Here is a 23,092-nt window from a genome sequence, read left to right as displayed (position 1 = left end):
GCCATGGTGGCTCAACGGCTCAGTAGATCATGCAGGCCGCGTTCAGCGCGCCTGCGGCCAGCGAGGACAGCCCGAGCCAGATCGCCGGCGCCATTTCGCCGGAGGCGATCCGCCCCGACAAGTTCGGCACCGGGATCTTCACGATGTAATAGACGATGATCTGCACGATCAGCGCGATGAGGCTCCAGACCAGGCAGTCCACCACATTGGCGGAATGGGCGATCGCGCTGACCACCGGCAGCACGAAGCCGAGCAGGCTCAAGCCCAGCGCAATCGCCGCCGCCGGATCGTTGTCGCGGATCAGCTGGAATTCGTCATGCGGCGTGACGCGTGTGTAGACGAAGAGGTAGGCGACCACGGCGATCAGCGCCGTGCAGAAATAGACCAGGAACGCCGGCAGGCCGGCGAGGGATTGCAGGATCATGTCGGGGCGGTCCGGGAGTTCGTCGGGATTCGCGCGAGGCAGGATTGCTCGTTCCCTTGGTCGGCGCATGCCGACAGCCGGTTCAATCCCAAACAAAAACCCCGCCATTTGCGGCGGGGTTCAGGTCGAAAGGAGCGAACCTTGCGGTTCTCTGCGGGCCCTGAAGGTCAGGCGGGAATGCGCTCGTCGGCCTCGTGCGGCTCGCGCAGCACGTAGCCGCGGCCCCACACGGTCTCGATGAAGTTGCGGCCTTCGGAGGCGTTGGCGAGCTTCTTGCGGAGCTTGCAGATGAAGACGTCGATGATCTTCAGCTCCGGCTCGTCCATGCCGCCGTAGAGATGGTTGAGGAACATTTCCTTGGTGAGCGTGGTGCCCTTGCGGAGCGAGAGCAGCTCCAGCATCTGGTATTCCTTGCCGGTCAGGTGCACGCGCTGGCCGCCGACCTCGACCGTCTTGGTGTCGAGATTGACCACGAGATCGCCGGTCTGGATGACTGACTGGGCGTGACCCTTGGAGCGGCGCACGATCGCGTGGATGCGGGCGACCAGTTCGTCCTTGTGGAAGGGTTTGGTCATGTAGTCGTCGGCGCCGACGCCGAGACCCTTGACCTTGTCCTCGATGCCGGCGAGGCCGGAGAGGATCAGAATGGGAGTTTTGATCTTCGACACCCGGAGCTGCTTGAGCACGTCGTAGCCGGACATGTCGGGCAGGTTGAGGTCGAGAAGGATGATGTCGTAGTCGTAAAGCTTGCCGAGATCGACGCCCTCTTCGCCGAGGTCCGTCGTGTAGACGTTGAAACTCTCGGACTTGAGCATCAATTCGATCGACTGCGCGACGGCGCTGTCATCTTCAATCAGCAAAACGCGCATGCCAGTCCCCTATAGTCGCCGCTCCGGGCGTCAGGTCGGCCGCACTTGCGGCACTCACAAAACGCCTTTGAACAACTGATTCGGATCCTGACGAGATATGGTTAACAAAAACTGATTCCTCCACGCAAGCTCTAACCGTGCAATTTTTGTCGAATCGCCCTAAGATATTGCGTAGAAGAAGCTTTTCCTAACCGCGTCCGTTCAGTTTCCACATTAAGAGACGGGCCTAACCGACTCTCGCGACTCGCCCTTCTTCTGATGGGCAAGCGACCTCAGTCACCAAAGACAGTGACGCAATGATTAATGATGCGGGTAAACACGAAGTTAAGCGGCCGGAGCAAAAAAGCGGAAACTTAAGGTTTTCGCAATGAAGGCGCTCGCGGAGCAGATCGGCGACATCGACGGCGTCAATATTTATGGCCGCGTGGTCGGCGTCCGCGGGCTGATGGTCGAGATCGCTGGCCCCATTCACGCGATGTCGGTCGGCGCCCGCATCGTGATCGACGTCGGCGCGGGCCGCTTCATCCCCGCCGAGGTGATCGGCTTCTCCGGCGAGAACGCGGTGGTGATGCCGTTCGGCGGACTAGATGGCGTGAGGCGCGGTTGCCGCGCGGTGATCGCCAACGCGGCGAGCCAGGTGCGGCCGTCGCCGGCCTGGCTCGGCCGCGTCGTCAACGCGATGGGCGAGCCGATCGACGGCAAGGGCCCGCTGGTGCAGGGCGCCTCGCCGATGTCCTACCGCAACTCGCCGCCGCCGGCGCATTCGCGCAAGCGGGTCGGCCCGCCGCTCGATCTCGGCGTGCGCGGTCTCAATACTTTCCTGACCTGCTGCCGCGGCCAGCGGCTCGGCATCTTCGCCGGCTCCGGCGTCGGCAAGTCGGTGCTGCTGTCGATGCTGGCGCGCAATGTCGATGCCGCGATCTCGGTGATCGGGCTGATCGGCGAACGCGGCCGCGAGGTGCAGGAATTCCTCCAGGAGGATCTCGGCGAGGAGGGGCTGGCGCGCTCGGTCGTGGTGGTCGCCACCTCGGATGAGCCGGCGCTGATGCGGCGCCAGGCGGCGTATCTGACGCTCGCCATCGCGGAATATTTCCGCGACGAGGACCAGGACGTGCTGTGCCTGATGGACTCGGTGACGCGTTTTGCGATGGCGCAGCGCGAGATCGGCCTCTCGGCGGGCGAGCCGCCGACCGCCAAGGGCTACACGCCGACCGTGTTCACTGAACTGCCAAAGCTGCTCGAGCGGGCAGGGCCGGGCACCGGCGACGGCACCATCACCGCGATCTTCACGGTGCTGGTCGACGGCGACGATCACAATGAGCCGATCGCGGATGCGGTGCGCGGCATCCTCGACGGTCATATCGTGATGCAGCGGGCGATCGCCGAGCGCGGCCGCTATCCGGCGGTCAACATCCTTAAGTCGGTGTCGCGCACCATGCCGCGGTCGGCCGACCCCAACTTCCTGCCCTACATCAACAAGGCGCGGCAGGTGATGGCGACCTATGCCGACATGGAGGAATTGATCCGGCTTGGGGCCTACCGGCCGGGTTCCAGCGCGGAGGTCGACGAGGCGATCCGGCTGCATGAGCCGCTCGAGGCCTACCTGCGCCAGGCCAAGGACGAGTCCACCAGCCTTCCCGACGGCTACCGGCAACTGGCTCAAATCCTGTCGGGTTTGGAAACGGAACGCTAACTTTGTCAGGCCATCATCGCCGGCACACCATAGCTATGCCGGCGGGGCCCAGCGGGGAGCCGGCTCTGTCCCGCGTTCAGATTTGGGACTTCTGGGGAGTATGAGTCGATGAAGTCACGTGAAACGCTGATCCGCCTGAAGAAATTTCAGGTCGACGAAAAGCGCCGTCGGGTTACCCAGATCGAAGGCATGATCGCCGACTTCCAGCGCATGTCGGTCGAGCTCGAGCGCGAGATCCAGACCGAGCAGGAGCGCGCCGGGATCAACGACCCCACGCACTTCGCCTATCCGACCTATGCCAAGGCCGCGATCCAGCGCCGCGAGAACCTGACCCGTTCGGCCGACGAACTGCGCGCCCAGCTCGACGACGCCAAGGCGCTGCTGTCGGAGGCATTCGAGGAATTGAAGAAGGTCGAGCTGCTCGACGAGCGCGACCAGGCGCGCGAACGCGCGGAGGAGAGCGCTCGCGAACAAGCCGACATGGATTCGATCGGCCTGATGCGGGCTCGTCTCGGCGTCATCGCCTGAACCCTCGCTCCCTCCGCTGACCAGATTGAGAGCCCGGGCCGATCGCCCGGGCTTTTTGCTGGGCGCTGTCCACAAGCCGCCAGCCTGCTGGCCACTTGTTAGCCCCTTGGCGGATCGTGGTGTCCCAAAATATGCTACCACCGGTCAGGACGGATGATCGGCAGCACGGTGGCAATGAGGCGATGGGGGACCGGGGCTTGGAGGGCGCAAGATGCTGACGCCGGCTGAGCTGGTCTGGCTGATCGCCGCCGTCGCCAAGGGGGATGAGGCCGCCTTCGAGCGCCTGTACGCCGCGACCCGCGCGAAACTCTTCGGCGTCGTGCTCCGTATCTTGCGGCGACAGGACCTCGCCGAGGAGGTCATTCAGGAGGCTTACGTCAAGATCTGGAACAGCGCCGGGCAGTTCAACCCAGCCCTGTCGTCCCCGATCACGTGGATGACGTCGATCGCGCGCAACCGCGCCATCGACGTGGTGCGCAAGCGCGGCGAGGCCTCGCTGGAGGAAGAGCCGGCGGCGATGGAGGTCGCAGCCGACCAGCCCGATCCGCTGGCGCGACGGGAGATGACGGAAGAGTTGAAGCGATTGCTGGAGTGCGTCGGTCGTCTGGAGCCGGATCGTCAGAAGCTCGTGCTGCTCGCCTATTACAACGGCTGGAGCCGCGAGCAACTCGCCGCAAAATTCGAGACGCCGGTGAACACGGTGAAGACCTGGCTGCGACGCAGCCTGATGGATATCCGGGAGTGTCTTGGACTCTGATTGATGGCCTATAGCGAAGACCATATCGCGCTCGCCGCGGAATATGCGCTCGGTACGCTCGATGCCGAGGAGCGCGCGCAGGTCGAGACCATGATGGCCGTCGACAGCGAATTCGCCGCGCTGGTGCAGGCCTGGCAGTTCAGGCTCGGGCCGCTGAACCAGATGGTCGGCCTGGTCGAGCCGCGTCAGGTGGTCTGGGACAACATCAAGGCGGCGATCGGCCCCACGAGCGCGCCGCAGGCGCCGCTGGTGCTGCCGGAGACGCCGGCCACGACGGTGACGCCGCCGCCTTCGCCGGTCACAGACGATCCCGAATTCGGCTCGGCGTTCGATCCGGAGCCTGCGCAGTCGCCCGAGCCCCGGAGGCTGCCCGAGGCCCGACCGCCGCGGGTCATCTTCGACGAGCGCAACGTGACCGCGCTGACGGGCCGCGTGAAACGCTGGCGCGGCATCGCGTCGGCCGCGACCGCGATCGCGGCCGCGCTGCTCGTCACGCTCGGTCTGCAGATCTATCGGCCCGACGCTCTGCCGAATGCGATCCGGCCGAAGCCGCGCATCCAGACCGTCGAAGTGAAGACGCCGGCGCCGGCATTGGCGCCGTCGGCGCAATATGTCGCGCTGCTGCAGGGGCCAAATGGCGGGCCGGCCTTCATCATGACCATCGACGGTGCCACCAAGAACTTCACCGTCCGCAAGGTCGGCGCCCCGTCGGAGCCCGGCAAGAGTTTCGAACTCTGGCTGATCTCCGACAAGCTGCCGCAGCCGCGCTCGCTCGGCGTGATCGGCGCCGATGATTTCACCGCGCGGCCGGTGCTGTCGGGCTACGATCCCGACGTGATCAACGGCGCCACCTACGCGGTGACCGTCGAGCAGGCCGGCGGTTCGCCGAACGGCCAGCCGACCTCGGCGCCGATCTTTACCGGGAAGCTGATCGAGACCGTGCCGGGCGCGTCGGGTTCGCCGCCGCGATAGGCCAGCCGCCCATCGTCATAGGTTGCCGATGGTGGTGGTCCGTCATTGCGAGCGGAGCGAAGCAATCCATCCTTCCGCATGAGCGGTGACAGTGGATTGCTTGGCTGCGCTCGCCAATGACCTGGATAAGATGTCGCGTCGACCACCCGCAAAAAAAGAAAACGCCCGTGGGGAGCGGGCGTTTTCGATAGTCAACTTGGGGGTAGTTGGGGGTCTTAAATATCCACGCAGCGACTTTGGGGGGCTGTAAAGAACACTACGTGAATTCGTGAAACTCTCCTGTTAGCGGACCAGCGAGTTGCTGGAGCTGGTGATCGCGACGGGCTTGCCGGCCTTCATGACCCGCGCCGTCTGCGTGTATCCCTCATCCGACGAATTATGTGCTGCGATGCCGAAGCCCGCGACCAGGATACCGGCGAACAACGCCACAACCACAATCTTCAGGTGCGTCATACGATCGGCGCTGTAGATCGAGTGGTTCATGGAAGTCTCCTGCCGCCTTCCTGCTCTCGGTAATCTGTCGGTTCGGTCTGTTGTCCGGTTCAACGTCTCGTGCCCCGCTAACGTAGGATTTGCCGATTCCGTTCCCTAGAGGTCATCACAAGGCCGTGATGAGACGTGATCGGCCGCGATCAAAAATGACCCTTTGGTAATTAAAGCTATTTAATATCAGTATCTTGAACTTGCACTGGAATGCTGCATCCCAGATAGGGCCGTTCCGGCCTGTTCCCGATAAATCAGTTGCCTGTGGCGAGAAAACACAGACGAAAACGCAAGTGATTTGCGGCCGCTAGCGCGTTTTCGCGCGAAGTGGACACCCGGCTCGCGTGCAGAAAACGCTTCCGGACAACAGGCTCTAAACGCTGCCGACCGTCTTCAGCCGGGCCCTGGGATGGATCTCGGCTTGCGACAGGACGGTGGTCTGCGAGCGGAACCGTTCCACCAGCGAACGAACGAACGGCCGGATCGCGGCCGACGTCACCAAGACCGGCGCCTCGCCCTCGCGCGCCGCCTGCTCGAAGGCGTTGCGCACGGCGGTCATGAACTCCGATAGTTTCGAGGGCTGCATCGCCAGGCTGCGGTCGTCGCCGGTGCCTACGATCGACTCCGCAAACGCCTGCTCCCAGCGCGCCGACAGCGCGATCAGCGGCAAATAGCCGTTCGGCGAGGTGTTTTGCGCACAGATCTGGCGGGCCAGCCGGGCACGGACGTGCTCGACCATGGTGGCCGGGTTGCGCGAGAACGCCAGCGCGTCGGCGATGCCTTCGAGAATGGTCGAGAGATCGCGGATCGAGATGCGCTCGGCGAGCAGCAATTGCAGCACGCGCTGGATGCCCGACACCGTGACCTGGCCCGGCACGATGTCCTTGATCAGCTCGCCTTGCTCCTTCGGCAGGTCCTTCAAGAGCTTCTGCACCTCGCCGTAGGACAACAGGTCCGCCATGTTGGTCTTGAGCAGCTCGGTCAGATGCGTCGACAGCACTGTCGCGGCGTCGACCACGGTGTAGCCCTTCAGCGCGGCCTCTTCCTTCAGGCCGGCATCGACCCAGGTCGCCGGCAGGCCGAAGGTCGGCTCGATGGTGTGGATGCCGGGCAGTTGCACCTGGTTGCCGGCCGGGTCCATGACCATGAACTGGCTCGGCCAGATCTTGCCGGTGCCGGCGTCGACTTCCTTGATCTTGATGACGTAGCTGTTGGCTTCGAGCTGGACGTTGTCGAGGATGCGCACCGCCGGCATCACAAAACCCATCTCGATGGCCAGCGAGCGGCGCAGCGCCTTGATCTGCTCGGTCAGGCGGTCGGTGCCGTCGGGGCCGTTGACCAGCGGCAGCAGCGCGTAGCCGAGTTCGATCTTGAGGTCGTCGATCTTGAGCGCGGCGGCGATCGGCTCCTCCGCGGCTGCAGCGGCGGCGGCCGCGGCCGCAGCAGGGGCGGCGGCTGCTGCCGTTTCGGCCGCCTTCGCTGCCCGCTTCTGCTTGCGTGCGTTCCAGGCCAGCACCGCGGCGCCGGAGCCGAGCGCCAGGAACGGCACCGTCGGAATGCCCGGCAGCAGCGCCAGCACCAGCATCACGCCGGCCGACATGCCGAGCGCCTGCGGATAGCCGGAGAGCTGGCGCATCAGCGCCTTGTCGGCGGCGCCGGTGATGCCGGCCTTGGAGACCAGGAGGCCGGCGGCGGTCGAGACGATCAACGCGGGCACCTGGGTGACGAGGCCGTCGCCGACCGTCAGGACGGTGTAGGTGCGTGCGGCTTCGCTGAAGGAGAGGCCCTGCTGGGCGACGCCGATGATGATGCCGCCGACGATGTTGATGCCGACGATCAGGAGGCCGGCGATGGCGTCGCCGCGGACGAATTTCGAGGCACCGTCCATGGCACCGAAGAAACCGCTCTCGTCTTCCAGCGCCTTGCGGCGCTCCTTGGCGGCCTTCTCGTCGATCAGGCCGGCGGAGAGGTCGGCGTCGATCGCCATCTGCTTGCCGGGCATCGAGTCCAGCTGGAAGCGTGCGGCGACTTCGGCGATGCGGCCCGAACCCTTGGTGATGACCACGAAGTTCACGATCACCAGGATCGCGAACACGATGATGCCGATCACGAAGTTGCCGCCCATCACGAAGTTGCCGAACGCCTCGATGACGTGGCCGGCGGCCGCCGTGCCCTCATGGCCGTGGCTCAGGATCAGCCGGGTCGAGGCCATGTTCAGCGACAGCCGCAGCATGGTCGAGATCAGCAGGATGGTCGGAAACGACGAGAATTCCAGCGGCGCCTGGATGAACAGCGAGGTCATCAGGATCAGGATCGAGACCGTGATCGAGACCGCCAGGAACAGGTCGAGCACGATCGAGGGCAGCGGCAGGATCAGCACCACCAGGATGGTGAGGACGCCGATCGCCAGCGCGATATCGCCGCGCTTCAGGATGTCGCCGATCTCGCCGAGGCTCGGCAATCCGCTCTTGCCTGCCGTGCCCTGACCCGCCGTGATGTCGACCATGGTAGCCGCTCTCCCCCGCGACTGGCGGCTGCGGCCGCCAAGCGTCTGCGCGACGGCCGTAGGGCCGCCGTTCCGAAAGTGAGGCACCGCGCTGGCGTTCACGGGGATCTCCGCCCGTTAGACGCGTTCGACGACACTCGACTTCACTCGGCAATTCTTGCCGGGTGTATGGTTAGCAAAGGGTTAATAAGTGTCGTCCAGGGGCCGCGCGGAGGGGGTTGCGCGGACGTCGCAGGCCCGAGGCGTCAGGTGTTCGGCCGGGTAGGCTGGACCGTCCGGCCGTTCGGGGATGGCTCGCGGCCTCTATTTGAGCGCACCGAGCACGACGCCCGATGCGGCGATGATGCCGAGCATGATGACACTGGCGCGCCACAAGAACTGCTGCCGGGCGGCGCGCCGGTCATGAAAGGTCAGCCAGTCGCGAACGAAGCCGGCGGGAATGTCGAACACCACCGCAAGCTCGTCGCGGTGGTGCGTCTCATGTTCGCAATACATCGTCCGGACCGTCGGCACGCCCAGCCGCTCGAGCTCGCAATGCCACTCCCAGGCATGCTTGCCGTTGGTCCAGCGATTTTCGAAAGGGACCACGTGTGATTCCATGACGAGCCTCCTGGCCCACCCTGAACCCACGTCGCCATTCTAGCTCAAGGTGAGGACCGGCGCGAGATCGGCGCCGGTCGCCTCGGCCGATCACAGCGGCGCTAGTTGGCCGACTGCGTCCATCTGCGCCAATGCGTCGGCTGGATGTCGAGGTGCTTGCTGCCGGCATGGTCGACCCATTCGGCGCCGTCGCGGTGGCACGGGAACATGAGCGCGTGGACCATGCCATCATAATCGAGGACACAGACTTCGAGCTCGCGGTCCGACGGCGCTGATGCAACGGGTAACCACTCTGCTGACGAATGCATGATGACCCTCCGACAGTTAAGCGCTTCGATCCTTCAACCTTGCGAACTGCGCGCCATCCAGCGGGATGATAGGTCCGGATGGCGGGCCGCCAGTGTGAACCGGTTCGCATTGTAGCAGTTTCTTCGTCAGCATGGATCACAGTTCGACGGCCGTTATTCCCGGGTTCGCCAGGAACCGCGCCGGAGTTGAACTTGCCCGGCCCGGCGTTCGACCAAACGCAAATTGAACGTCTTTGCTCAGGGATGCCGGATGTCAAAACCGATGCGCCGTACCGTTGCAGTGCCTGACGGATATGCGTTGGTGCGACGCGGCCTCGTCGCAGCTATTTCCGTTTGCTGCATTTGCGGTGCGACCGCCGTAGCCGCCAAGCCGCCCGGCGCCGAGGCGGTGATGATCCGCATGATCACCTGCGACGGCGAGGGCGTCCGGATGGAGGTGTATCTGCCACTCTCGGTCGACCGCCATTTGCGGGGCGGACAATCCGTCATCGCTATTACACGCTCGATCTGACCGACGTGAACAAGGGCAAGCCGCTTGAGCCGGTGCGTGTCACGTTGAGCACCGACCAGAAGACCGTGACCGTCGATCAATACCTCCGGGGCCTGCCGCCCACCCGCATACCGGTCACTGGCGGCATTGTCGATTTCGACCAGCGGTTCGCAAAGCACGCGAAGTGCGGCCCGTTCCAGTCGCAGGATCTCAATTTCGGCAATTGATCCGGCTCACTTTCTCGTCGCAGGACGCGCGTCCCGTTGTTCGCGCATGCCTAATCTCTCGGCAATGTGGCTTGACCCGGAGGCAAATGCCGACGAAGTTCCGTCTGCCGTGGTAATTTCTTCTGAATATTCCCCTGAAGTCGCTACGTTCATTCCCGACTCGCGCCGGGCATGGCTGCGCCTTGTCGTGGCCGTGGTGATCGGCTCGCTCGGCAGCGTCGGCATGTGGTCGGTCGTGGTGGCGCTGCCCGTGGTGCAGACCGATTTCGGCGCGACCCGCGGCACGGCCTCGCTCGCCTTCACCATGGTGATGCTCGGCTTCGGCCTCGGCCAGGTCGTGACCGGCAAGATCAGCGACCGCTACGGCATCGTCGCGGCGATCGGCGCCGGTATCGGCATCCTCGGCCTCGGCTATGTCGGCGCCGGCTACGCGCCGTCGATCTGGGCCTTCATCCTGCTGCATTTTGCCATCGGCCTGTCGTCGGCGGCGACCTTCGGCCCGTTGATGGCGGAGGCGTCGCACTGGTTCGAGCGCTACCGCGGCCTCGCGGTCGCGATCGCCGCGAGCGGCAATTACGTCGGCGGCACGGTGTGGCCGCCGCTGGTCAATTTCGGCATGCAGAGTGTCGGTTGGCGCACCACCCATGTTGCGATCGGTATCTTCACCGCGGTCTCGATGCTGCTCGCACTCATGGTGCTGCGCGTGTTGATGGGCGCAGCGACCAGGCGCACCCATGGCAACGCGGCACCGCCCCGGGTCGACCTCAAGCTTTCCACCAACGCGCTGACCGCGATCCTGTCGCTCGCGTCGATTTCCTGCTGCGTGGCGATGTCGATGCCGCAGGTCCATATCGTCGCCTATTGCGGCGATCTCGGCTACGGCGTGGCGCGCGGCGCCGAGATGCTGTCGCTGATGCTCGGCTTCGGCATCATCAGCCGGATCGGCTCCGGCTTCCTCGCCGACCGGATCGGCGGTATCCGCACTCTCTTGATCGGGTCGATCGCGCAAGGCGCGGCGCTGTTGTTCTATCTGTTCTTCGACAGCCTGACCTCGCTCTACATCATCTCGGCGATGTTCGGCCTGTTCCAGGGCGGTATCGTGCCGAGCTACGCGATCATCGTGCGCGAGGCGATGCCGGCGTCGGAGGCCGCGACGCGGATCGGCATCGTGATCTTCGCCTCGGTGTTCGGCATGTCGTTTGGCGGCTGGATCTCGGGCGTGATCTTCGACGCCACCGGCTCCTATGCCGCCGCCTTCGCCAACGGCCTCGCCTGGAACCTGCTCAATGTCAGCATCATCCTGCTGCTCATGATGCGGGCGCGGCAGCGGGTGGCGCTGGCATGATTCTCGATCACACCGACTGGCCGGCCTTGAGCAATGAGCAGCCGGTGATCTTCAGGCTGCCGTCGGCCTGCCGCTCCAGCGTGTAGAGCGCCTCCCACGCCTCGCCATTGGCGTCGACGATATTGACGCGCTGCGCGATCCGGTCGCCGTCGCTGCGCGCCTCGCCGAACTCGAAGCTTCTGTGCCGATAGACCGGCGCATATTGGTTCTGCACCATCGACATGAAGATGTCGGCTTGCGGAAAGATCTGGCGGATCGCCGGCGCGGCATGCGAATAGGCCGCCGCGGCGTCGTCGCGGCCGAACGCCTGCTCCTGGGCGCGGATCACGGCCTGCGCGGCGCCGACGTCGTCGGCCGCTGCGGGAGCGAGCGAGCCAAGCAGAATAGCGACGAACATCAGGATGATGCGCATGCGGTGGCACCGTCGACAGTCGGACCTTCCAGTCGCCGCAAGGCTACTCCCGCACGACCACGGCGGCAACGGAGCAGGGGGCCTGCGGCGGCTGGCTCCGAACGACCGAGCAGCGCGATGTCAGTTGACGCGCCGATGGCGGCGCAGCGCCTCAGCAGTCGGGCATCCGGCGTGCCGCGCATGACGCGTTGCGAATGGCTGCTCGATGGTGACGATCTGGCAACCGTATTGCGCCGAAACCTCGGCGATGACGTTCGACACCGCGTCGTCGATCCGCGAGCCGGGCAGATGCGCGACGATCAGGTCGCCGATGCTGAGGCGCTTGCGGACGCGCATGTCGTTGTCGATGCGGTAACTGAACAGGGCATGGATCACGCCGCGGCGATCGCGGATCGCGATCAGCCCGGTCTCGGGCGAGCTGCCGCGGCAGCGCCGGCGCACGAACCGCAGCCACTGATCCGTGGTAATACTTGCATCATGCATGAACACCAGCGGATAGGCCACGATCGCATGCTGATGGTCGATCGGAAGTGCCTGGAATTGCTCGTTCATCGCCGGATTCCCCGATGATGGCGAAACTGCGGGGGAAAGCGCGGCGCAGCATTGATCTGCATCAATGCCGCCGGCGGTTGATCCAGATCAAATCGGGGTTGATAGTGTCAAGCACCTAACCAAGCGGACACCCGAAGCCATGAGCATTGCCGAGCCACTGCAGGATTCGTGTGCAGGCGCGACGCGTTCCGACTGCAGGCACGGCCGCGCCACGAATGGCTGCGAGGACTGCAAGGTCAGGCTGTTCAGCGTCTGCGCTGCGCTGGAGCAGTCCGAGCTCGAGGAGCTCGACCGGATCAGCCAGGCAAAGCAGGTTCCGGCGCGAACGACGCTGTTCGAGCAGAGTGCGCTGGCGGGCAGCGTGTTCAATGTCACCGACGGGGTCGTGCGGCTTTACAAATCATTGCCCGACGGCCGCCGCCAGATCGTGGGTTTCGCGCTGCCGGGCGACTTCCTCGGGCTTGCGCTGCAGGACCGCTACGGCGTCACCGCGGAGGCGGTCAACGAGGTCGCGGTTTGCCGTTTCGTGCGATCGGCGTTCCTCGCCTATGTCGACGGCAAGCCGCATCTGCTGCGCCGCCTGCATGAGTTCGCGGGGCACGAGTTGAGCCTGGCGCAGGACCAGATGTTGCTGCTCGGACGGCGCAGTGCCGAGGAAAAGATCGCTGCATTCTTGCTCAACATGCAGGCGCGGTACGCCCGGATCGGAAGCGTGTCCGTCACCGTGCCGCTGCCGATGAGCCGGCAGGACATCGCCGACTATCTCGGTCTCACCATCGAGACGGTGAGCCGCACGCTGACCCGCCTTGCGCGCGAGAAGGTGGTGTTGATCGTGCCCGATGGCGTGCGGCTGCTCGACCTCGAACGGCTCAAGCTGAGCGGCGCGAGCTGACGCTTCGGCGTCGGCTTTTTGATCCAGCACAAGGCAATGGGCGCGCAGGCGCGCTAGGTCTCTCCATGATATGCAGGAGACGACCCATGCCTCTCGACACCATCCTTGTCATGATCGCGGTCACAGCGATGTTCGCCACAATTGCCGCCGTTATTGCGTGGGGCGACCGGCAGACGCGCGATCTGTGATACTGTCGTGTGATCAGAGCCTTTCCGGTCCGATTGATGTAGCGCTTCGTCGCGAACAGATCGTCCTGCCGGTTGACGATCAGCATGGCGTGGTCGCGCTCTAGCGTGTCGGGATTCTTGCGCTGCTCGTCGGAGCGGAACGTGCCGCCGACGATCTTGCCCGTCATCTCGTAGTCGCAGCCGGCCTTCCAGTCGCCCTGGTCCCACTTCCATCCCATCGCCTTCACGGCGCCGTTGCTCTCGGTGGTGATCTTGATGATGGCGTTATGGGCGAGCCAGATGCCGGCAAGCCCGCCGCGTTTGTCGTCAAAGCCTTCGAGCAGCGCCAGGCGTTCGCGCTGCAATCCGTCGACGTGGTCGCGCGCATCGACGGTGAAGTGAACCTGGGAGCTCTGCTTGTTCCAGGCCGGGTGCAGGAATTCCGGATATTGTTGCGTCTGGCTCTTCACCCAGCCGCGCCATGCGGCCCCTGCGGCTTGGGTCGCCCGCTGCGCGCGCCGGGTTCAAAATGTCGGCGGTGTGCAGGCCGAGATCACCTCGCACGGCTTGGCGCCGATGCAGCGGAAGCGGTGCGGGCGGCGGCTTTCGAAGTAATAGGCGTCGCCGGCGTTGAGCACCCGCCGCTCGTCGTCGACCGTGACCTCGAGCCGGCCCGAGACCACGATGCCGCCTTCCTCGCCTTCATGCACCAGCGGCACCCGGCCGGTGTCGCTGCCGGGCTCGTAGCGCTCTTTCAGGATCTGCAACGCCCGGCCGAACAGACTGTCGCCGATTTGCAGATAGGAGATCGGCTTCTTGCCGATCTCGGTCAGCTCGTCGGCGCGATAGAACGCCTTGCGCGGCCGCTCCGGCTCGATCGCGAAGAATTCGGCGAGCCCCATCGGAATCCCGTCGAGGATGCGCTTGAGGGCGCCGACCGACGGGTTCATCTGGTTGGATTCGATCAGCGAAATCGTCGAATTGGTCACGCCGGAGCGCTTGGCGAGCTCGCGCTGCGACAGCTTGTGCCGCGCGCGGATGAATCGAAGCCGACCGCCGATGTCGACGCTCATGGCAGTCCCCTTGGCAAATCCCTGTTGCAGGTGTTGCGGATCGAACAAATCTTCGCAGACCGCCTCAACAAGATCAATGGCTTGCGGTGCGGCAGAAAAGGACTTGTTGAGTGCCTGGAAGAGTGGTCCGACTAGCGTCAGTCAGCAATGGAGCGCCGCCGTGACCGTTCATCAGATTCCGAACACCATCAAGACCGACTCGTTCTGGATGCCGTTCACGGCCAACCGGCAGTTCAAGAAGGCGCCGCGGCTGTTCTCCTCCGCCAAGGGCATGTACTACACCTCGGTCGACGGCCGGCAGGTGATCGACGGCTCCGCCGGCCTGTGGTGCGTCAACGCCGGCCACGGCCGCCCGCAGATCGCGGCCGCGGTCGAGCGGCAGCTGTCGACCCTGGACTTCGCCCCCTCGTTCAACATGGGCCACCCGCTGGCGTTCGATTTCGCCGAGCGGCTTGCCGAGATCGCCCCGAAGGGGCTGGATCGCGTCTTCTTCACCAATTCGGGCTCTGAATCGGTCGATACCGCGCTGAAGATCGCGCTGGCCTATCACCGCGCCGCCGGCCAGCCGAGCCGCACCCGTTTGATCGGCCGCGAGCGCGGCTATCACGGCGTCGGCTTCGGCGGCATGTCGGTCGGCGGCATGGTCGCCAACCGCCGCCAGTTCGCGACCCATCTGCCCGGCGTCGACCACATCCGTCATACCCATGATCTCGCCCGCAACGCCTTCGCCAAGGACCAGCCGGAGCACGGTGCCGAGCTCGCCGACGACGTCGAGCGGATGGTGGCGCTGCATGGCGCCGACACCATCGCGGCGGTGATCGTCGAGCCGGTGCCGGGCTCGACCGCAGTGCTGCCGGCGCCGAAGGGCTATCTGCAGCGCCTGCGCGAGCTCTGCACCAAGCACGGCATCCTCCTGATCTTCGACGAGGTCATCACCGGCTTCGGCCGCCTTGGCACCCCGTTCGCCGCCAACTTCTACGGCGTGACGCCCGACATGATGACGACCGCGAAGGGCATCACCAACGGCACCGTGCCGTGCGGCGCGGTGTTCACCAGCCGCCAGATCCACGACGGGCTGATGGTTGGTCCGGACAACGCCATGGAGCTGTTCCACGGCTACACCTATTCGGCGCATCCGGTGGCCTGCGCGGCGGGTCTTGCCACGCTCGACATCTACAAGGACGAGGCTCTGCTGACCCGCGGCGCCTCGCTCGCCGACTACTGGCGCGATGCCCTGCATTCGCTGAAGGGCCTGCCGAACGTGGTCGACATCCGCAATCAGGGCCTGATGGGCGCGGTCGAAGTCGCGCCGCGCGATGGTGCCGTCGGCGCGCGCGGCTACGACATCATGGTCGATTGCTTCAATCGCGGCCTCTACTTCCGCATGAGCGGCGACTCGCTGGCGTTGTCGCCGCCCCTGATCGTCGAGAAGTCGCACATCGACGACATCGTCTCGATCCTTGGCGACTCCATCAAGCGCGTGGCCTGATAATTGCTAGCTATATCTTAGCTGGCTCTACAAATTGCTGTCGCCGTTGCGAAGCAGAGTGGTTTCGCAGCGGCGATTGCGTTTTCGCTGCAGGATGTGAGGAAAAGTGAAGGTCCTTGTTCTCGGCAGTGGCGTGATCGGCGTCACCTCTGCCTATTACCTTGCGCGCGCCGGTCACGAGGTGACGGTGATCGACCGTCAGCCCAAGCCCGCGCTGGAAACCTCCTTTGCCAATGCCGGCGAAGTGTCGCCGGGCTACTCATCGCCCTGGGCCGGCCCCGGCGTGCCGGTCAAGGCGGTGAAGTGGCTGTTGATGAAGCACGGCCCGCTGGTGATCCGCCCCAAGCTCGATCCCGTGATGTGGCTCTGGCTGTTGAAGATGCTGCGCAACTGCACGACGTCGCGCTACGCGGTGAACAAGAGCCGGATGATCCCGATCGCGGAATACAGCCGCGACTGCCTGCAGGCGCTGCGCAGCGAGATCGGCATCCGCTATGACGAGCGTGCGCGCGGCACGCTGCAGCTGTTTCGCGAGCAGGCCCAGCTCGATCACACCGGCGACGACATTGCGGTGCTGAAGCAGTACGGCGTGCCGTTCGAAGTGCTCGGCCGCGAGGGCTGCATCGCCGCCGAGCCCGCGCTGGCCGGTGTGAAGGAAAAATTCGCCGGCGGGCTGCGGCTGCCGCATGACGAGACCGGCGACTGCCACATGTTCACGCAGGCCCTGGCGCTGGAAGCCGAGAAGCTCGGCGTGCGCTTCAACTTCAATGTCGGCATCGACGGACTGAATGCGGATACCGCCCGGATCACCGGCGTCGCGACCAGCGCCGGGATGATGACGGCGGACGCCTATGTGCTGGCGCTCGGCAGCTACTCGCCGATCCTGCTGCGGCCGCTCGGCATCTCGCTGCCGGTCTATCCGGTGAAGGGCTATTCGATCACCGTTCCGATCAAGGACGCGTCCGGCGCGCCGGAATCGACCGTGATGGACGAGAGCTACAAGGTCGCGATCACCCGGCTCGGCGATCGCATCCGCGTCGGCGGCACCGCGGAGATATCAGGCTATTCGACCAAGCTCTACGCCGCGCGGCGCGCGACGCTGGACCATTCGCTGACCGACCTGTTTCCGCGCGGCGGCGACCTTCCCAGGGCCACCTTCTGGTGCGGGCTGCGCCCGATGACGCCGGACGGCCCGCCGGTGATCGGCGCGACGCGCTTTGCCAACCTGCACCTCAACACCGGCCACGGCACGCTCGGCTGGACCATGGCCTGCGGCTCGGGCCGGGTGCTGGCGGACATGCTCTCGGGGAAGAAACCCGAGATCGACACCAAGGAGCTGTCGATCAAGCGCTACGATGTCAGGTTCGGGTAGGCCTCATCGCCGCGCGCGAGCTACTATTCGGCGGCGTTCCTGTTCATCGGCGGTTCGGCGTCGTCGTCTCGCTTCGTTGCCGTCCAGTTCGACAGCGCATTCGAGAATCGGTCGAGATAGAGATACACGACCGGCGTTGTGAACAGCGTGAGCGCCTGGCTCACGATCAGGCCCCCCACCATCGCATAGCCGAGCGGCTGGCGGATTTCCGATCCCGTTCCGGTGCCCAGCATCAGCGGCACGCCGCCGAGCAGCGCCGCCATCGTCGTCATCATGATCGGACGGAAGCGCAGCAGGGCCGCTTTCCGGATCGATTCACGCGGCGACAGATGCTCCTCGCGTTCGGCGGCGATCGCGAAGTCGACCATCATGATGCCGTTCTTCTTCACGATTCCGATCAGGAGGATGATGCCGATCAGCGCGATCAGGCTGAAATCGAACCCGAACGCCATCAGGATCGCCAGCGCGCCGACCCCGGCCGATGGCAGCGTGGACAGGATCGTGAGCGGATGGATGTAGCTCTCATAGAGCACGCCGAGGATCAGGTAGACCACGACCAGCGCGGCCAGGATCAGCAGCGGCACCGAGCTCAGTGACTGCTGGAAGGCCTGCGCGGTACCCTGGAAACTCGAGCTGAGCGTGGCTGGAGCACCGAGATCGGCGACCGCGTTCTGGATCGCATCGGTGGCCTGGCCGAGCGCCACTCCTTGCGCGAGGTTGAAGCTGATCGTGGTGGCCGGAAACTGCCCCTGGTGTGCGATCGCGAGCGGGCGCACCGGAATGGTGGTCCACTTGCAGAACACGGAGAGCGGTACCTCGTCCCCCGTGGTTGGCGACTTGATGTAGATCTTGTTGAGCGTGTCGAGCTTGCCCTGCAATTCCGGGAGGATCTCCAGGATGACGTGGTAGCTGTTGAGCTGGGTGAAGTATTGGGTCACCTGGCGCTGGCCGAACGCGTCGTAAAGCGTGTCGTCGATCAGTTGCGGCTGGATGCCGAAGCGCGACGCGGTGTCGCGATCGATGGTCAGTGTCAGCGTCGTTCCCTCGGTCTGCTGGTCGGTGGCGACGTCGCGCAGTTCGGGCAGCGTCTTCATTCTGGCCAGAATCTTCGGCGCCCATTCGTTCAGCTCGTCGAGTTTTGCATCCTGCAGCGTGTATTCGAACTGGGTCCGCGTCGCGCGGCCGCCGAGCCGGACGTCCTGGGACGCCTGCATGTAGAGCCGCGCGCCCTCGACCGCCTCAAGCTTCGGCCGCAACCGTTCGATGATCTGCTGCGCGCTCGCGTCGCGCTCCTCGCGCGGCTTCAGCGTGATGTACATGCGGCCCGAATTGAGCGCGGTACCGCCGCCGCCGATGAACTCGGCCATGCTGTCGACCGCGGGATCGGCCCGGACGATGCTGCTGAGCTCTTCCTGATGCCGCTTCATGTCGGCAAACGAGATATCTTGCGCCATCTGCGACACGGCGATCAGGAAGCCGTTGTCCTGTTGCGGGAAGAATCCCTTGGGAATGATCACGAACAGGTAGACCGACAGGGCCACCGTCGCGAAGAAGATGCAGAGTGTGGTGCGGCTCCAGCTCAGCGCCAGGTCGAGGCCGCGTTGATAGCCATGCAGCATCCTGTCGAATGCCGCCTCGCTCCATTGGTAGAGCCGGCCGTGCCTGGTTTCGGCATGCGCGCGCAGGAAGCGCGATGCCATCATCGGCGTCAGCGTCAGCGACACCACCAGCGAGACGAAGATCGCCATCGCGAGCGTCACCGCGAACTCGCGAAATAGCCGGCCGATCACGCCGCCCATCAGGAGCAGCGGGATCAGCACCGCGACCAGTGAGATGCTGATCGACAGGATGGTAAATCCGATCTCGCCGGCGCCTTGCAGTGCCGCTGCGAGCGGCCGCTGACCCTGCTCGACATATCGCGTGATGTTTTCCAGCATCACGATGGCATCGTCGACCACGAAGCCGACCGCAATCGTCAGCGCCATCAGCGAAAGGTTGTCGAGCGTATAGCCGAACACCCACATCAGCGCGCAGGCGCCGAGCAGCGCGAGCGGCACGGTCACGGCAGGAATCACCGTCGCCCAGAAGCTGCGCAGGAACAGGAAGATCACCATGACGACCAGAACGATGGTGATCAGCAGCGTGATCTGCACGTCCTCGACGGCGGCGCGGATGGTCAATGTCCGGTCGCTGATGATCTTGATCTTGATGGCGTGCGGAATGGCGGCAACGAGCCTTGGAAGCTGCTCCTTGATCCTGTCGACCGTCCCGATGACGTTGGCGCCGGGTTGCTTGAAGATGACGAGGAACACGCCGCGTTTGCCGTCCGCCCAAGCCGCCTGTTTCATGTCTTCCGGCGCGGCGACGGCCCGGCCGATGTCGCGGATACGCAACGGGCCGCCGTTGCGATAGGCGACGATGACGTCATTCCAGTCCTTGGCCTCCGGCAGCTGATCGTTGGCGTAGATCGTGTAGGCGCGGCTGGTGCCGTCGATGTTGCCCTTCGGACTGTCTGTCGTCGTGATGGCGATCTGGCCGCGGATATCTTCCAGCGACAATCCCTTGGCGACCAGCTTGGCGGGATCGATCTGCACGCGAATGGCGGGCTTCTGCTGGCCGCCGATGAACACTTGGGCGACGCCCGAAATCTGACTGATCTGCTGGCCGAGCTGGGCGTCGACCGCGTCGCTCACCTTGATCAGCGGCAATGTGTCCGAGGTCGCCGACAAGATGAGGACGGGCGAGTCCGCCGGGTTGACCTTGCGATAGGTCGGCGGCGACGGCAGGTTCTTGGGCAACTGGCCGCCTGCGGCATTGATCGCGGCCTGGACATCGTTGGCGGCGCCGTCGATGCTGCGGTTCAGATCAAATTGAATGGTGACGGCGGTCGATCCGAGCGAACTCGTCGAGGTCATCTGGGCAATGCCCGGAATCTGCGCGAATTGCCGCTCCAGCGGCTGCGCAACCGAGGAGGCCATGGTTTCCGGGCTGGCACCGGGCAGACTTGCGGAGATCTGGATGGTCGGAAAGTCGACCTGCGGCAGCGGCGCGACCGGCAGCAGGGGATAGGCGACCATTCCGACGAACAGAATGCCGGCCATCAGCAGCGAGGTGCCGATCGGGTAGCGGATAAACCGAGATGAGATGCTCTCGTTCATTTCTGCGATCCAAATGAACGGCAGGCGCATCTTTTCCCGAAGGTCGGGAGTCGTGCTCGAAAGCTCGAGCGCGAACGCGCGTTTTCCTCGCCATGGCCAATCGGCAGATCGCGGAGTTTGCCTCCGCGTCTACCTGTTTTTTGCCAGCATAATCATTCCGGGGGGCGCCGCGCGAATGGAAACGTCGGACCGGCCATTCGACGTTCGTTCAATGGCCGGAATTTCGTGCCGCTATCGCCGTTTCGGAAGCGTCAAAAATATCGCTGGCGCAAAATATATCGTGGAACGACATAGAATTGCGCGCGCGGTTGGCTCGACGCCACGAGAGAGCGTCACGATTGTTCAGGCGCAGCCTGTCCGGTGCAACTTGCTCGTGCAGCGGTCCTAGGCGATGTCGAACTCGTCCTGCATCCTGGTCACGATGTCGCGAAGCTCTTTTTCCTTCGCCTCATCCAGCGCGGTCTCGCGGGTGCCGCCGAGATCCCAGCTCGGCGTATAGCCCTTGAGCCGGATCAGCTTCAGGCCCGTGACACCGGATCGTCTTTCGAGTTCGGCCGTGATCTCGTGCTGCATTTGAAGTGTCTTCATCATGCATCTCCGGGAACGCTATCCTGCTCAACAGGACAGCCAGCGTCATGTTCCTCGCGAGCGCGCGCCGGATGCGTGTCCTGCCGTCCAGGAACGTCCGCCTTGCGGTCCACGTTGCTTCCGGTCGAACCAGGAAAGGACCTCACATGAAGAAACTGGCAACGATCGGATTGGCTGCGGCCATGATGCTGGCCACCTCGCTCGCCTTTGCGCAGGGTGGCGGCGGCGCCGGTGGAGGATCGGCCGGCGGCGCGAGTGCAGGGGCGGGGACCGGAAACTCCGGCACAGGAACCGGCACCGGCGGCACCACCGGGATGGGAACAGGCTCGGGAATGAGCAATCCGCCCGGCAGCACGACCGGCAACATGAACAACCCAGGCACCTCGACGCCGAACTACTCGACCGACCCGAACAACAATTCCGCGACCGGGACCGGGACATCGAACCTGCCCGGCAACAACAGCGGAACGCGGACCAATCCGCGATGATCGCGAAAGCCCCGCCTCAGTGCGGGGCTTTTCGTTACGGCGCGATGGGCAACGAAAAAGCCCGGCACGATGGCCGGGCCGGATCGCGAATATAAACAGATATGTATGTACGAGGCTTGGCAACGCGACGATCTAACCTAATGGCAATCTGATCGTCTGTGCACTTTAGCACACTTGCGCGGCCTCCATGCCTAGCGACCGCCGCCATCGCATCCGGCCGCGGGCTTATGCGGCTCATATGCCGCGGAGGCCGCGGCGCTCTCGAATTCATATCCCGCCCTGAAGATATTGAGCCCGATGCAAGCGCTCCCGCGGACGCCAGGCCGCCGAGGCTCGGCCGCACGCGCGTGAGCGAACGGGAAACAGGTGATGTCATGTCTTCGCTTCAGATTGCTATCGGCGACCGGATCATCGAGCCGATGATCGCGCTTGCCGGCTGCACGACGCAACAGCGCATCGTCGTGGCCGGCACGAGGAGCATGGAATTGATGTTCGAGCTGCAGCGGCGCGGCTATGCGCGCGCGGCGGCGTCGGGCAATTGCGGCCGCCCGGCCGGTCAGTACGACGTTGCGCTGGTCGATTGGCGGCGGCGCACGCTTCTCGCACTCGAGCCGACGCTGGACTGGTTGACGAATGTCCTCAGCGCGCGTGCGGTGCTGGTGGTGTGGGTCGATGCCCAGAAGGCCTCGGCCAACCAAAGCCTGCGGGCGTCGCTGGAGCGGCGCGGCTTCGTCGTCGAGCAGGGCATCGTGCATGAATGCGGCTGCGCGCTGTCGGCACGGAGGTCGCAAACCCATCCGCTGCAGCTGGCGGCCTGAGGCGCTGAACGCGGCTATCGCGAAGGGAAATCGCCATGTCCAAGGTGCGACGCGCCGTGATCCGCGAATGGATGCTGCTGGCGCGCGAGAAACGGCAATCCAGCGAGCAGGCGGCTGCCTTTGCAAGGGCGGCGCTGCAGCGGCACGACCTGCCGCGCAGCAGCCGGCGAACACCGCATGAAATCATCATGCGGTGGCTGCGGCCACGCACCGGACGTCCCTGAGCGGTGGCCGCCGCCGTCGTGGGGCGGGCGGCAATCAACAGCAGAGCAATCGATGCGTGCCCATGAGTTAGAGCTGTCCCCGCATGCGCCTCGCGGCGCGGAGGATCTTGTTGCCGAAATCGCGAGGTCAACCTCCGACGCTGCAGCGCGCAGCGCCGCGGCGCTCGCGGTGGTATGTTGCGACATCATTGCGGGCGAGGGACCCACGGTGGCCGGCCGGGCGCATTTCTCGCGAACGATCGACGCCGCCGACGCCGCGCTATGCGCGCGCATCCTCTGTGCCGCCGGTCGCGCCGGGCATTCGGTCAGTCGCGCCGAAGCCGACGCGCTGTTCGCGATCGATGCGGTCGGGAGCGAACGGGTCGATGACGGACGTTTCGACGACCTGCTTGCCAAGGCGGTGCTGCATCATCTGATGGGCGCTGCCGGCACAACCATTCCCGGCCGCGAGCAGGCGCTGGCCCGCGACAATCCGCTGGATAGCTGGGGGTCGGCGATCGTGCTGGCTGCGGAGCCGCGATCCTGGCTCGCCGGTCATCTTGACTGGATGAAGCCGTCATCCTCCGCCGCGCGCACCATCGATGCGGTGCTTCATGTCAATCCGGCAGGACCCCGGCTGCCGCTCGGCATTCTCTTCAACATGGCGGCCTGAACAGG

General features: G+C 64.8%; 26 protein-coding genes. 14 read left to right on the top strand and 12 right to left on the bottom strand.

From position 1 onward, the window contains the following. Positions 1 to 19: 19 nt before the first annotated feature. Together ACVWY5_RS28735 and ctrA are read right to left on the bottom strand one after the other, a co-directional pair. A complete protein-coding gene (locus ACVWY5_RS28735; protein ID WP_028335736.1) occupies positions 20 to 424 on the bottom strand; it encodes a DUF350 domain-containing protein in 405 nt (134 codons plus the stop codon). Positions 425 to 591: 167 nt separating this feature from the next. Continuing rightward, complete coding sequence (gene ctrA / locus ACVWY5_RS28730; RefSeq protein WP_016848562.1) at positions 592 to 1,293, bottom strand: response regulator transcription factor CtrA; 702 nt, start codon at positions 1,291 to 1,293, stop codon at positions 592 to 594. 367 nt (positions 1,294 to 1,660) lie between these two features. Between ctrA and fliI the strand changes: the two genes are divergently transcribed. From fliI to ACVWY5_RS28710, 4 genes are all read left to right on the top strand, one after another. Then, the gene (gene fliI / locus ACVWY5_RS28725) at positions 1,661 to 2,986 is read left to right on the top strand and encodes a flagellar protein export ATPase FliI (RefSeq protein ID WP_028335735.1); all 1,326 of its coding nucleotides are present in this window, start codon (positions 1,661 to 1,663) and stop codon (positions 2,984 to 2,986) included. A 108-nt stretch (positions 2,987 to 3,094) separates the two neighbouring features. Beyond that, complete coding sequence (gene fliJ / locus ACVWY5_RS28720; RefSeq protein ID WP_016848565.1) at positions 3,095 to 3,514, top strand: flagellar export protein FliJ; 420 nt, start codon at positions 3,095 to 3,097, stop codon at positions 3,512 to 3,514. Between the two features lie 211 nt (positions 3,515 to 3,725). Then, complete coding sequence (locus tag ACVWY5_RS28715) at positions 3,726 to 4,271, top strand: sigma-70 family RNA polymerase sigma factor (protein WP_028335734.1); 546 nt, start codon at positions 3,726 to 3,728, stop codon at positions 4,269 to 4,271. A 3-nt stretch (positions 4,272 to 4,274) separates the two neighbouring features. Continuing rightward, positions 4,275 to 5,243 (top strand): anti-sigma factor, encoded by a 969-nt coding sequence (locus tag ACVWY5_RS28710; protein ID WP_028335733.1) that lies wholly within the window; start codon positions 4,275 to 4,277, stop codon positions 5,241 to 5,243. A 282-nt stretch (positions 5,244 to 5,525) separates the two neighbouring features. Here ACVWY5_RS28710 and ACVWY5_RS28705 read toward each other — a convergent pair whose 3' ends face one another. The 4 genes from ACVWY5_RS28705 to ACVWY5_RS28690 form a co-directional block, all read right to left on the bottom strand. Next, entirely contained in the window at positions 5,526 to 5,726 is a 201-nt protein-coding gene (locus ACVWY5_RS28705) for a hypothetical protein (RefSeq protein WP_016848568.1), read from the bottom strand. 373 nt (positions 5,727 to 6,099) lie between these two features. After that, positions 6,100 to 8,232, bottom strand: a complete 2,133-nt coding sequence (gene flhA / locus ACVWY5_RS28700; protein ID WP_028335732.1) for a flagellar biosynthesis protein FlhA — start codon at positions 8,230 to 8,232, stop codon at positions 6,100 to 6,102. A 303-nt stretch (positions 8,233 to 8,535) separates the two neighbouring features. Then, positions 8,536 to 8,832, bottom strand: coding sequence for a hypothetical protein (locus ACVWY5_RS28695; RefSeq protein WP_028335731.1), 297 nt, complete (start codon positions 8,830 to 8,832; stop codon positions 8,536 to 8,538). Between the two features lie 101 nt (positions 8,833 to 8,933). Beyond that, positions 8,934 to 9,140: a hypothetical protein gene (locus ACVWY5_RS28690; RefSeq protein WP_038377701.1), complete on the bottom strand. Its 207-nt coding sequence runs from the start codon at positions 9,138 to 9,140 to the stop codon at positions 8,934 to 8,936. A gap of 250 nt (positions 9,141 to 9,390) precedes the next feature. On the opposite strand from ACVWY5_RS28690, the gene ACVWY5_RS28685 reads away from it, so the two are divergent. The 3 genes from ACVWY5_RS28685 to ACVWY5_RS28675 all read left to right on the top strand — a co-directional run bounded on the left by ACVWY5_RS28685 (position 9,391) and on the right by ACVWY5_RS28675 (position 11,202). Then, positions 9,391 to 9,651, top strand: a complete 261-nt coding sequence (locus ACVWY5_RS28685; protein ID WP_456671722.1) for a hypothetical protein — start codon at positions 9,391 to 9,393, stop codon at positions 9,649 to 9,651. A 5-nt stretch (positions 9,652 to 9,656) separates the two neighbouring features. Next, entirely contained in the window at positions 9,657 to 9,857 is a 201-nt protein-coding gene (locus ACVWY5_RS28680) for a hypothetical protein (RefSeq protein WP_321176934.1), read from the top strand. A gap of 109 nt (positions 9,858 to 9,966) precedes the next feature. Next, complete coding sequence (locus tag ACVWY5_RS28675; protein ID WP_051376236.1) at positions 9,967 to 11,202, top strand: MFS transporter; 1,236 nt, start codon at positions 9,967 to 9,969, stop codon at positions 11,200 to 11,202. A gap of 7 nt (positions 11,203 to 11,209) precedes the next feature. On the opposite strand, the gene ACVWY5_RS28670 is transcribed toward ACVWY5_RS28675, so the two are convergent. Further along, entirely contained in the window at positions 11,210 to 11,614 is a 405-nt protein-coding gene (locus ACVWY5_RS28670) for a DUF4864 domain-containing protein (protein ID WP_028335728.1), read from the bottom strand. A 120-nt stretch (positions 11,615 to 11,734) separates the two neighbouring features. After that, positions 11,735 to 12,166, bottom strand: coding sequence for a hypothetical protein (locus ACVWY5_RS28665; RefSeq protein ID WP_050383747.1), 432 nt, complete (start codon positions 12,164 to 12,166; stop codon positions 11,735 to 11,737). 139 nt (positions 12,167 to 12,305) lie between these two features. Between ACVWY5_RS28665 and ACVWY5_RS28660 the strand changes: the two genes are divergently transcribed. Further along, entirely contained in the window at positions 12,306 to 13,058 is a 753-nt protein-coding gene (locus tag ACVWY5_RS28660; RefSeq protein ID WP_028335727.1) for a Crp/Fnr family transcriptional regulator, read from the top strand. Here the strand turns inward: ACVWY5_RS28660 and ACVWY5_RS28655 are convergent. Further along, the gene (locus tag ACVWY5_RS28655) at positions 13,036 to 13,695 is read right to left on the bottom strand and encodes a hypothetical protein (RefSeq protein ID WP_028335726.1); all 660 of its coding nucleotides are present in this window, start codon (positions 13,693 to 13,695) and stop codon (positions 13,036 to 13,038) included. The two genes, ACVWY5_RS28660 and ACVWY5_RS28655, sit on opposite strands and share 23 nt — an antisense overlap. A gap of 54 nt (positions 13,696 to 13,749) precedes the next feature. Next, the gene (locus tag ACVWY5_RS28650) at positions 13,750 to 14,298 is read right to left on the bottom strand and encodes a cupin domain-containing protein (protein WP_018273259.1); all 549 of its coding nucleotides are present in this window, start codon (positions 14,296 to 14,298) and stop codon (positions 13,750 to 13,752) included. 160 nt (positions 14,299 to 14,458) lie between these two features. On the opposite strand from ACVWY5_RS28650, the gene ACVWY5_RS28645 reads away from it, so the two are divergent. Together ACVWY5_RS28645 and ACVWY5_RS28640 are read left to right on the top strand one after the other, a co-directional pair. Then, positions 14,459 to 15,787, top strand: a complete 1,329-nt coding sequence (locus ACVWY5_RS28645; protein ID WP_038377699.1) for an aspartate aminotransferase family protein — start codon at positions 14,459 to 14,461, stop codon at positions 15,785 to 15,787. Positions 15,788 to 15,893: 106 nt separating this feature from the next. Continuing rightward, positions 15,894 to 17,159 (top strand): D-amino acid dehydrogenase, encoded by a 1,266-nt coding sequence (locus tag ACVWY5_RS28640; RefSeq protein WP_028335724.1) that lies wholly within the window; start codon positions 15,894 to 15,896, stop codon positions 17,157 to 17,159. Positions 17,160 to 17,182: 23 nt separating this feature from the next. Here ACVWY5_RS28640 and ACVWY5_RS28635 read toward each other — a convergent pair whose 3' ends face one another. Beyond that, positions 17,183 to 20,317 carry a multidrug efflux RND transporter permease subunit gene (locus ACVWY5_RS28635; RefSeq protein WP_028335723.1) on the bottom strand — a complete coding sequence of 1,045 codons (3,135 nt, stop codon included), beginning with the start codon at positions 20,315 to 20,317 and terminating at the stop codon, positions 17,183 to 17,185. 384 nt (positions 20,318 to 20,701) lie between these two features. Next, positions 20,702 to 20,908, bottom strand: a complete 207-nt coding sequence (locus ACVWY5_RS28630) for a hypothetical protein (RefSeq protein WP_321176935.1) — start codon at positions 20,906 to 20,908, stop codon at positions 20,702 to 20,704. Between the two features lie 143 nt (positions 20,909 to 21,051). Between ACVWY5_RS28630 and ACVWY5_RS28625 the strand changes: the two genes are divergently transcribed. The 4 genes from ACVWY5_RS28625 (at position 21,052) to ACVWY5_RS28610 (ending at position 23,087) form a co-directional block, all read left to right on the top strand. Further along, complete coding sequence (locus tag ACVWY5_RS28625) at positions 21,052 to 21,393, top strand: hypothetical protein (protein WP_028335722.1); 342 nt, start codon at positions 21,052 to 21,054, stop codon at positions 21,391 to 21,393. Positions 21,394 to 21,767: 374 nt separating this feature from the next. Continuing rightward, positions 21,768 to 22,211: a hypothetical protein gene (locus ACVWY5_RS28620; RefSeq protein WP_028335721.1), complete on the top strand. Its 444-nt coding sequence runs from the start codon at positions 21,768 to 21,770 to the stop codon at positions 22,209 to 22,211. A gap of 35 nt (positions 22,212 to 22,246) precedes the next feature. Further along, the gene (locus tag ACVWY5_RS28615) at positions 22,247 to 22,435 is read left to right on the top strand and encodes a hypothetical protein (protein WP_028335720.1); all 189 of its coding nucleotides are present in this window, start codon (positions 22,247 to 22,249) and stop codon (positions 22,433 to 22,435) included. Between the two features lie 52 nt (positions 22,436 to 22,487). Next, the gene (locus ACVWY5_RS28610; RefSeq protein ID WP_051376231.1) at positions 22,488 to 23,087 is read left to right on the top strand and encodes a hypothetical protein; all 600 of its coding nucleotides are present in this window, start codon (positions 22,488 to 22,490) and stop codon (positions 23,085 to 23,087) included. The last annotated feature ends 5 nt before the right edge of the window (positions 23,088 to 23,092 follow it).

Source organism: Bradyrhizobium sp. USDA 3256 (genome assembly GCF_054058275.1).
This window is presented reverse-complemented; position numbering and strand designations above follow the sequence as displayed.

Coding starts and splice junctions, on each gene's coding strand:
- ACVWY5_RS28735 (WP_028335736.1), bottom strand. CDS start 424: ATGATCCTGCAATCCCTCGCCGGCCTGCCGGCGTTCCTGGTCTATTTC.
- ctrA (WP_016848562.1), bottom strand. CDS start 1,293: ATGCGCGTTTTGCTGATTGAAGATGACAGCGCCGTCGCGCAGTCGATC.
- fliI (WP_028335735.1), top strand. CDS start 1,661: ATGAAGGCGCTCGCGGAGCAGATCGGCGACATCGACGGCGTCAATATT.
- fliJ (WP_016848565.1), top strand. CDS start 3,095: ATGAAGTCACGTGAAACGCTGATCCGCCTGAAGAAATTTCAGGTCGAC.
- ACVWY5_RS28715 (WP_028335734.1), top strand. CDS start 3,726: ATGCTGACGCCGGCTGAGCTGGTCTGGCTGATCGCCGCCGTCGCCAAG.
- ACVWY5_RS28710 (WP_028335733.1), top strand. CDS start 4,275: ATGGCCTATAGCGAAGACCATATCGCGCTCGCCGCGGAATATGCGCTC.
- ACVWY5_RS28705 (WP_016848568.1), bottom strand. CDS start 5,726: ATGAACCACTCGATCTACAGCGCCGATCGTATGACGCACCTGAAGATT.
- flhA (WP_028335732.1), bottom strand. CDS start 8,232: ATGGTCGACATCACGGCGGGTCAGGGCACGGCAGGCAAGAGCGGATTG.
- ACVWY5_RS28695 (WP_028335731.1), bottom strand. CDS start 8,832: ATGGAATCACACGTGGTCCCTTTCGAAAATCGCTGGACCAACGGCAAG.
- ACVWY5_RS28690 (WP_038377701.1), bottom strand. CDS start 9,140: ATGCATTCGTCAGCAGAGTGGTTACCCGTTGCATCAGCGCCGTCGGAC.
- ACVWY5_RS28685 (WP_456671722.1), top strand. CDS start 9,391: ATGTCAAAACCGATGCGCCGTACCGTTGCAGTGCCTGACGGATATGCG.
- ACVWY5_RS28670 (WP_028335728.1), bottom strand. CDS start 11,614: ATGCGCATCATCCTGATGTTCGTCGCTATTCTGCTTGGCTCGCTCGCT.
- ACVWY5_RS28665 (WP_050383747.1), bottom strand. CDS start 12,166: ATGAACGAGCAATTCCAGGCACTTCCGATCGACCATCAGCATGCGATC.
- ACVWY5_RS28660 (WP_028335727.1), top strand. CDS start 12,306: ATGAGCATTGCCGAGCCACTGCAGGATTCGTGTGCAGGCGCGACGCGT.
- ACVWY5_RS28650 (WP_018273259.1), bottom strand. CDS start 14,298: ATGAGCGTCGACATCGGCGGTCGGCTTCGATTCATCCGCGCGCGGCAC.
- ACVWY5_RS28635 (WP_028335723.1), bottom strand. CDS start 20,317: ATGAACGAGAGCATCTCATCTCGGTTTATCCGCTACCCGATCGGCACC.
- ACVWY5_RS28630 (WP_321176935.1), bottom strand. CDS start 20,908: ATGATGAAGACACTTCAAATGCAGCACGAGATCACGGCCGAACTCGAA.
- ACVWY5_RS28625 (WP_028335722.1), top strand. CDS start 21,052: ATGAAGAAACTGGCAACGATCGGATTGGCTGCGGCCATGATGCTGGCC.
- ACVWY5_RS28620 (WP_028335721.1), top strand. CDS start 21,768: ATGTCTTCGCTTCAGATTGCTATCGGCGACCGGATCATCGAGCCGATG.
- ACVWY5_RS28615 (WP_028335720.1), top strand. CDS start 22,247: ATGTCCAAGGTGCGACGCGCCGTGATCCGCGAATGGATGCTGCTGGCG.
- ACVWY5_RS28610 (WP_051376231.1), top strand. CDS start 22,488: ATGCGTGCCCATGAGTTAGAGCTGTCCCCGCATGCGCCTCGCGGCGCG.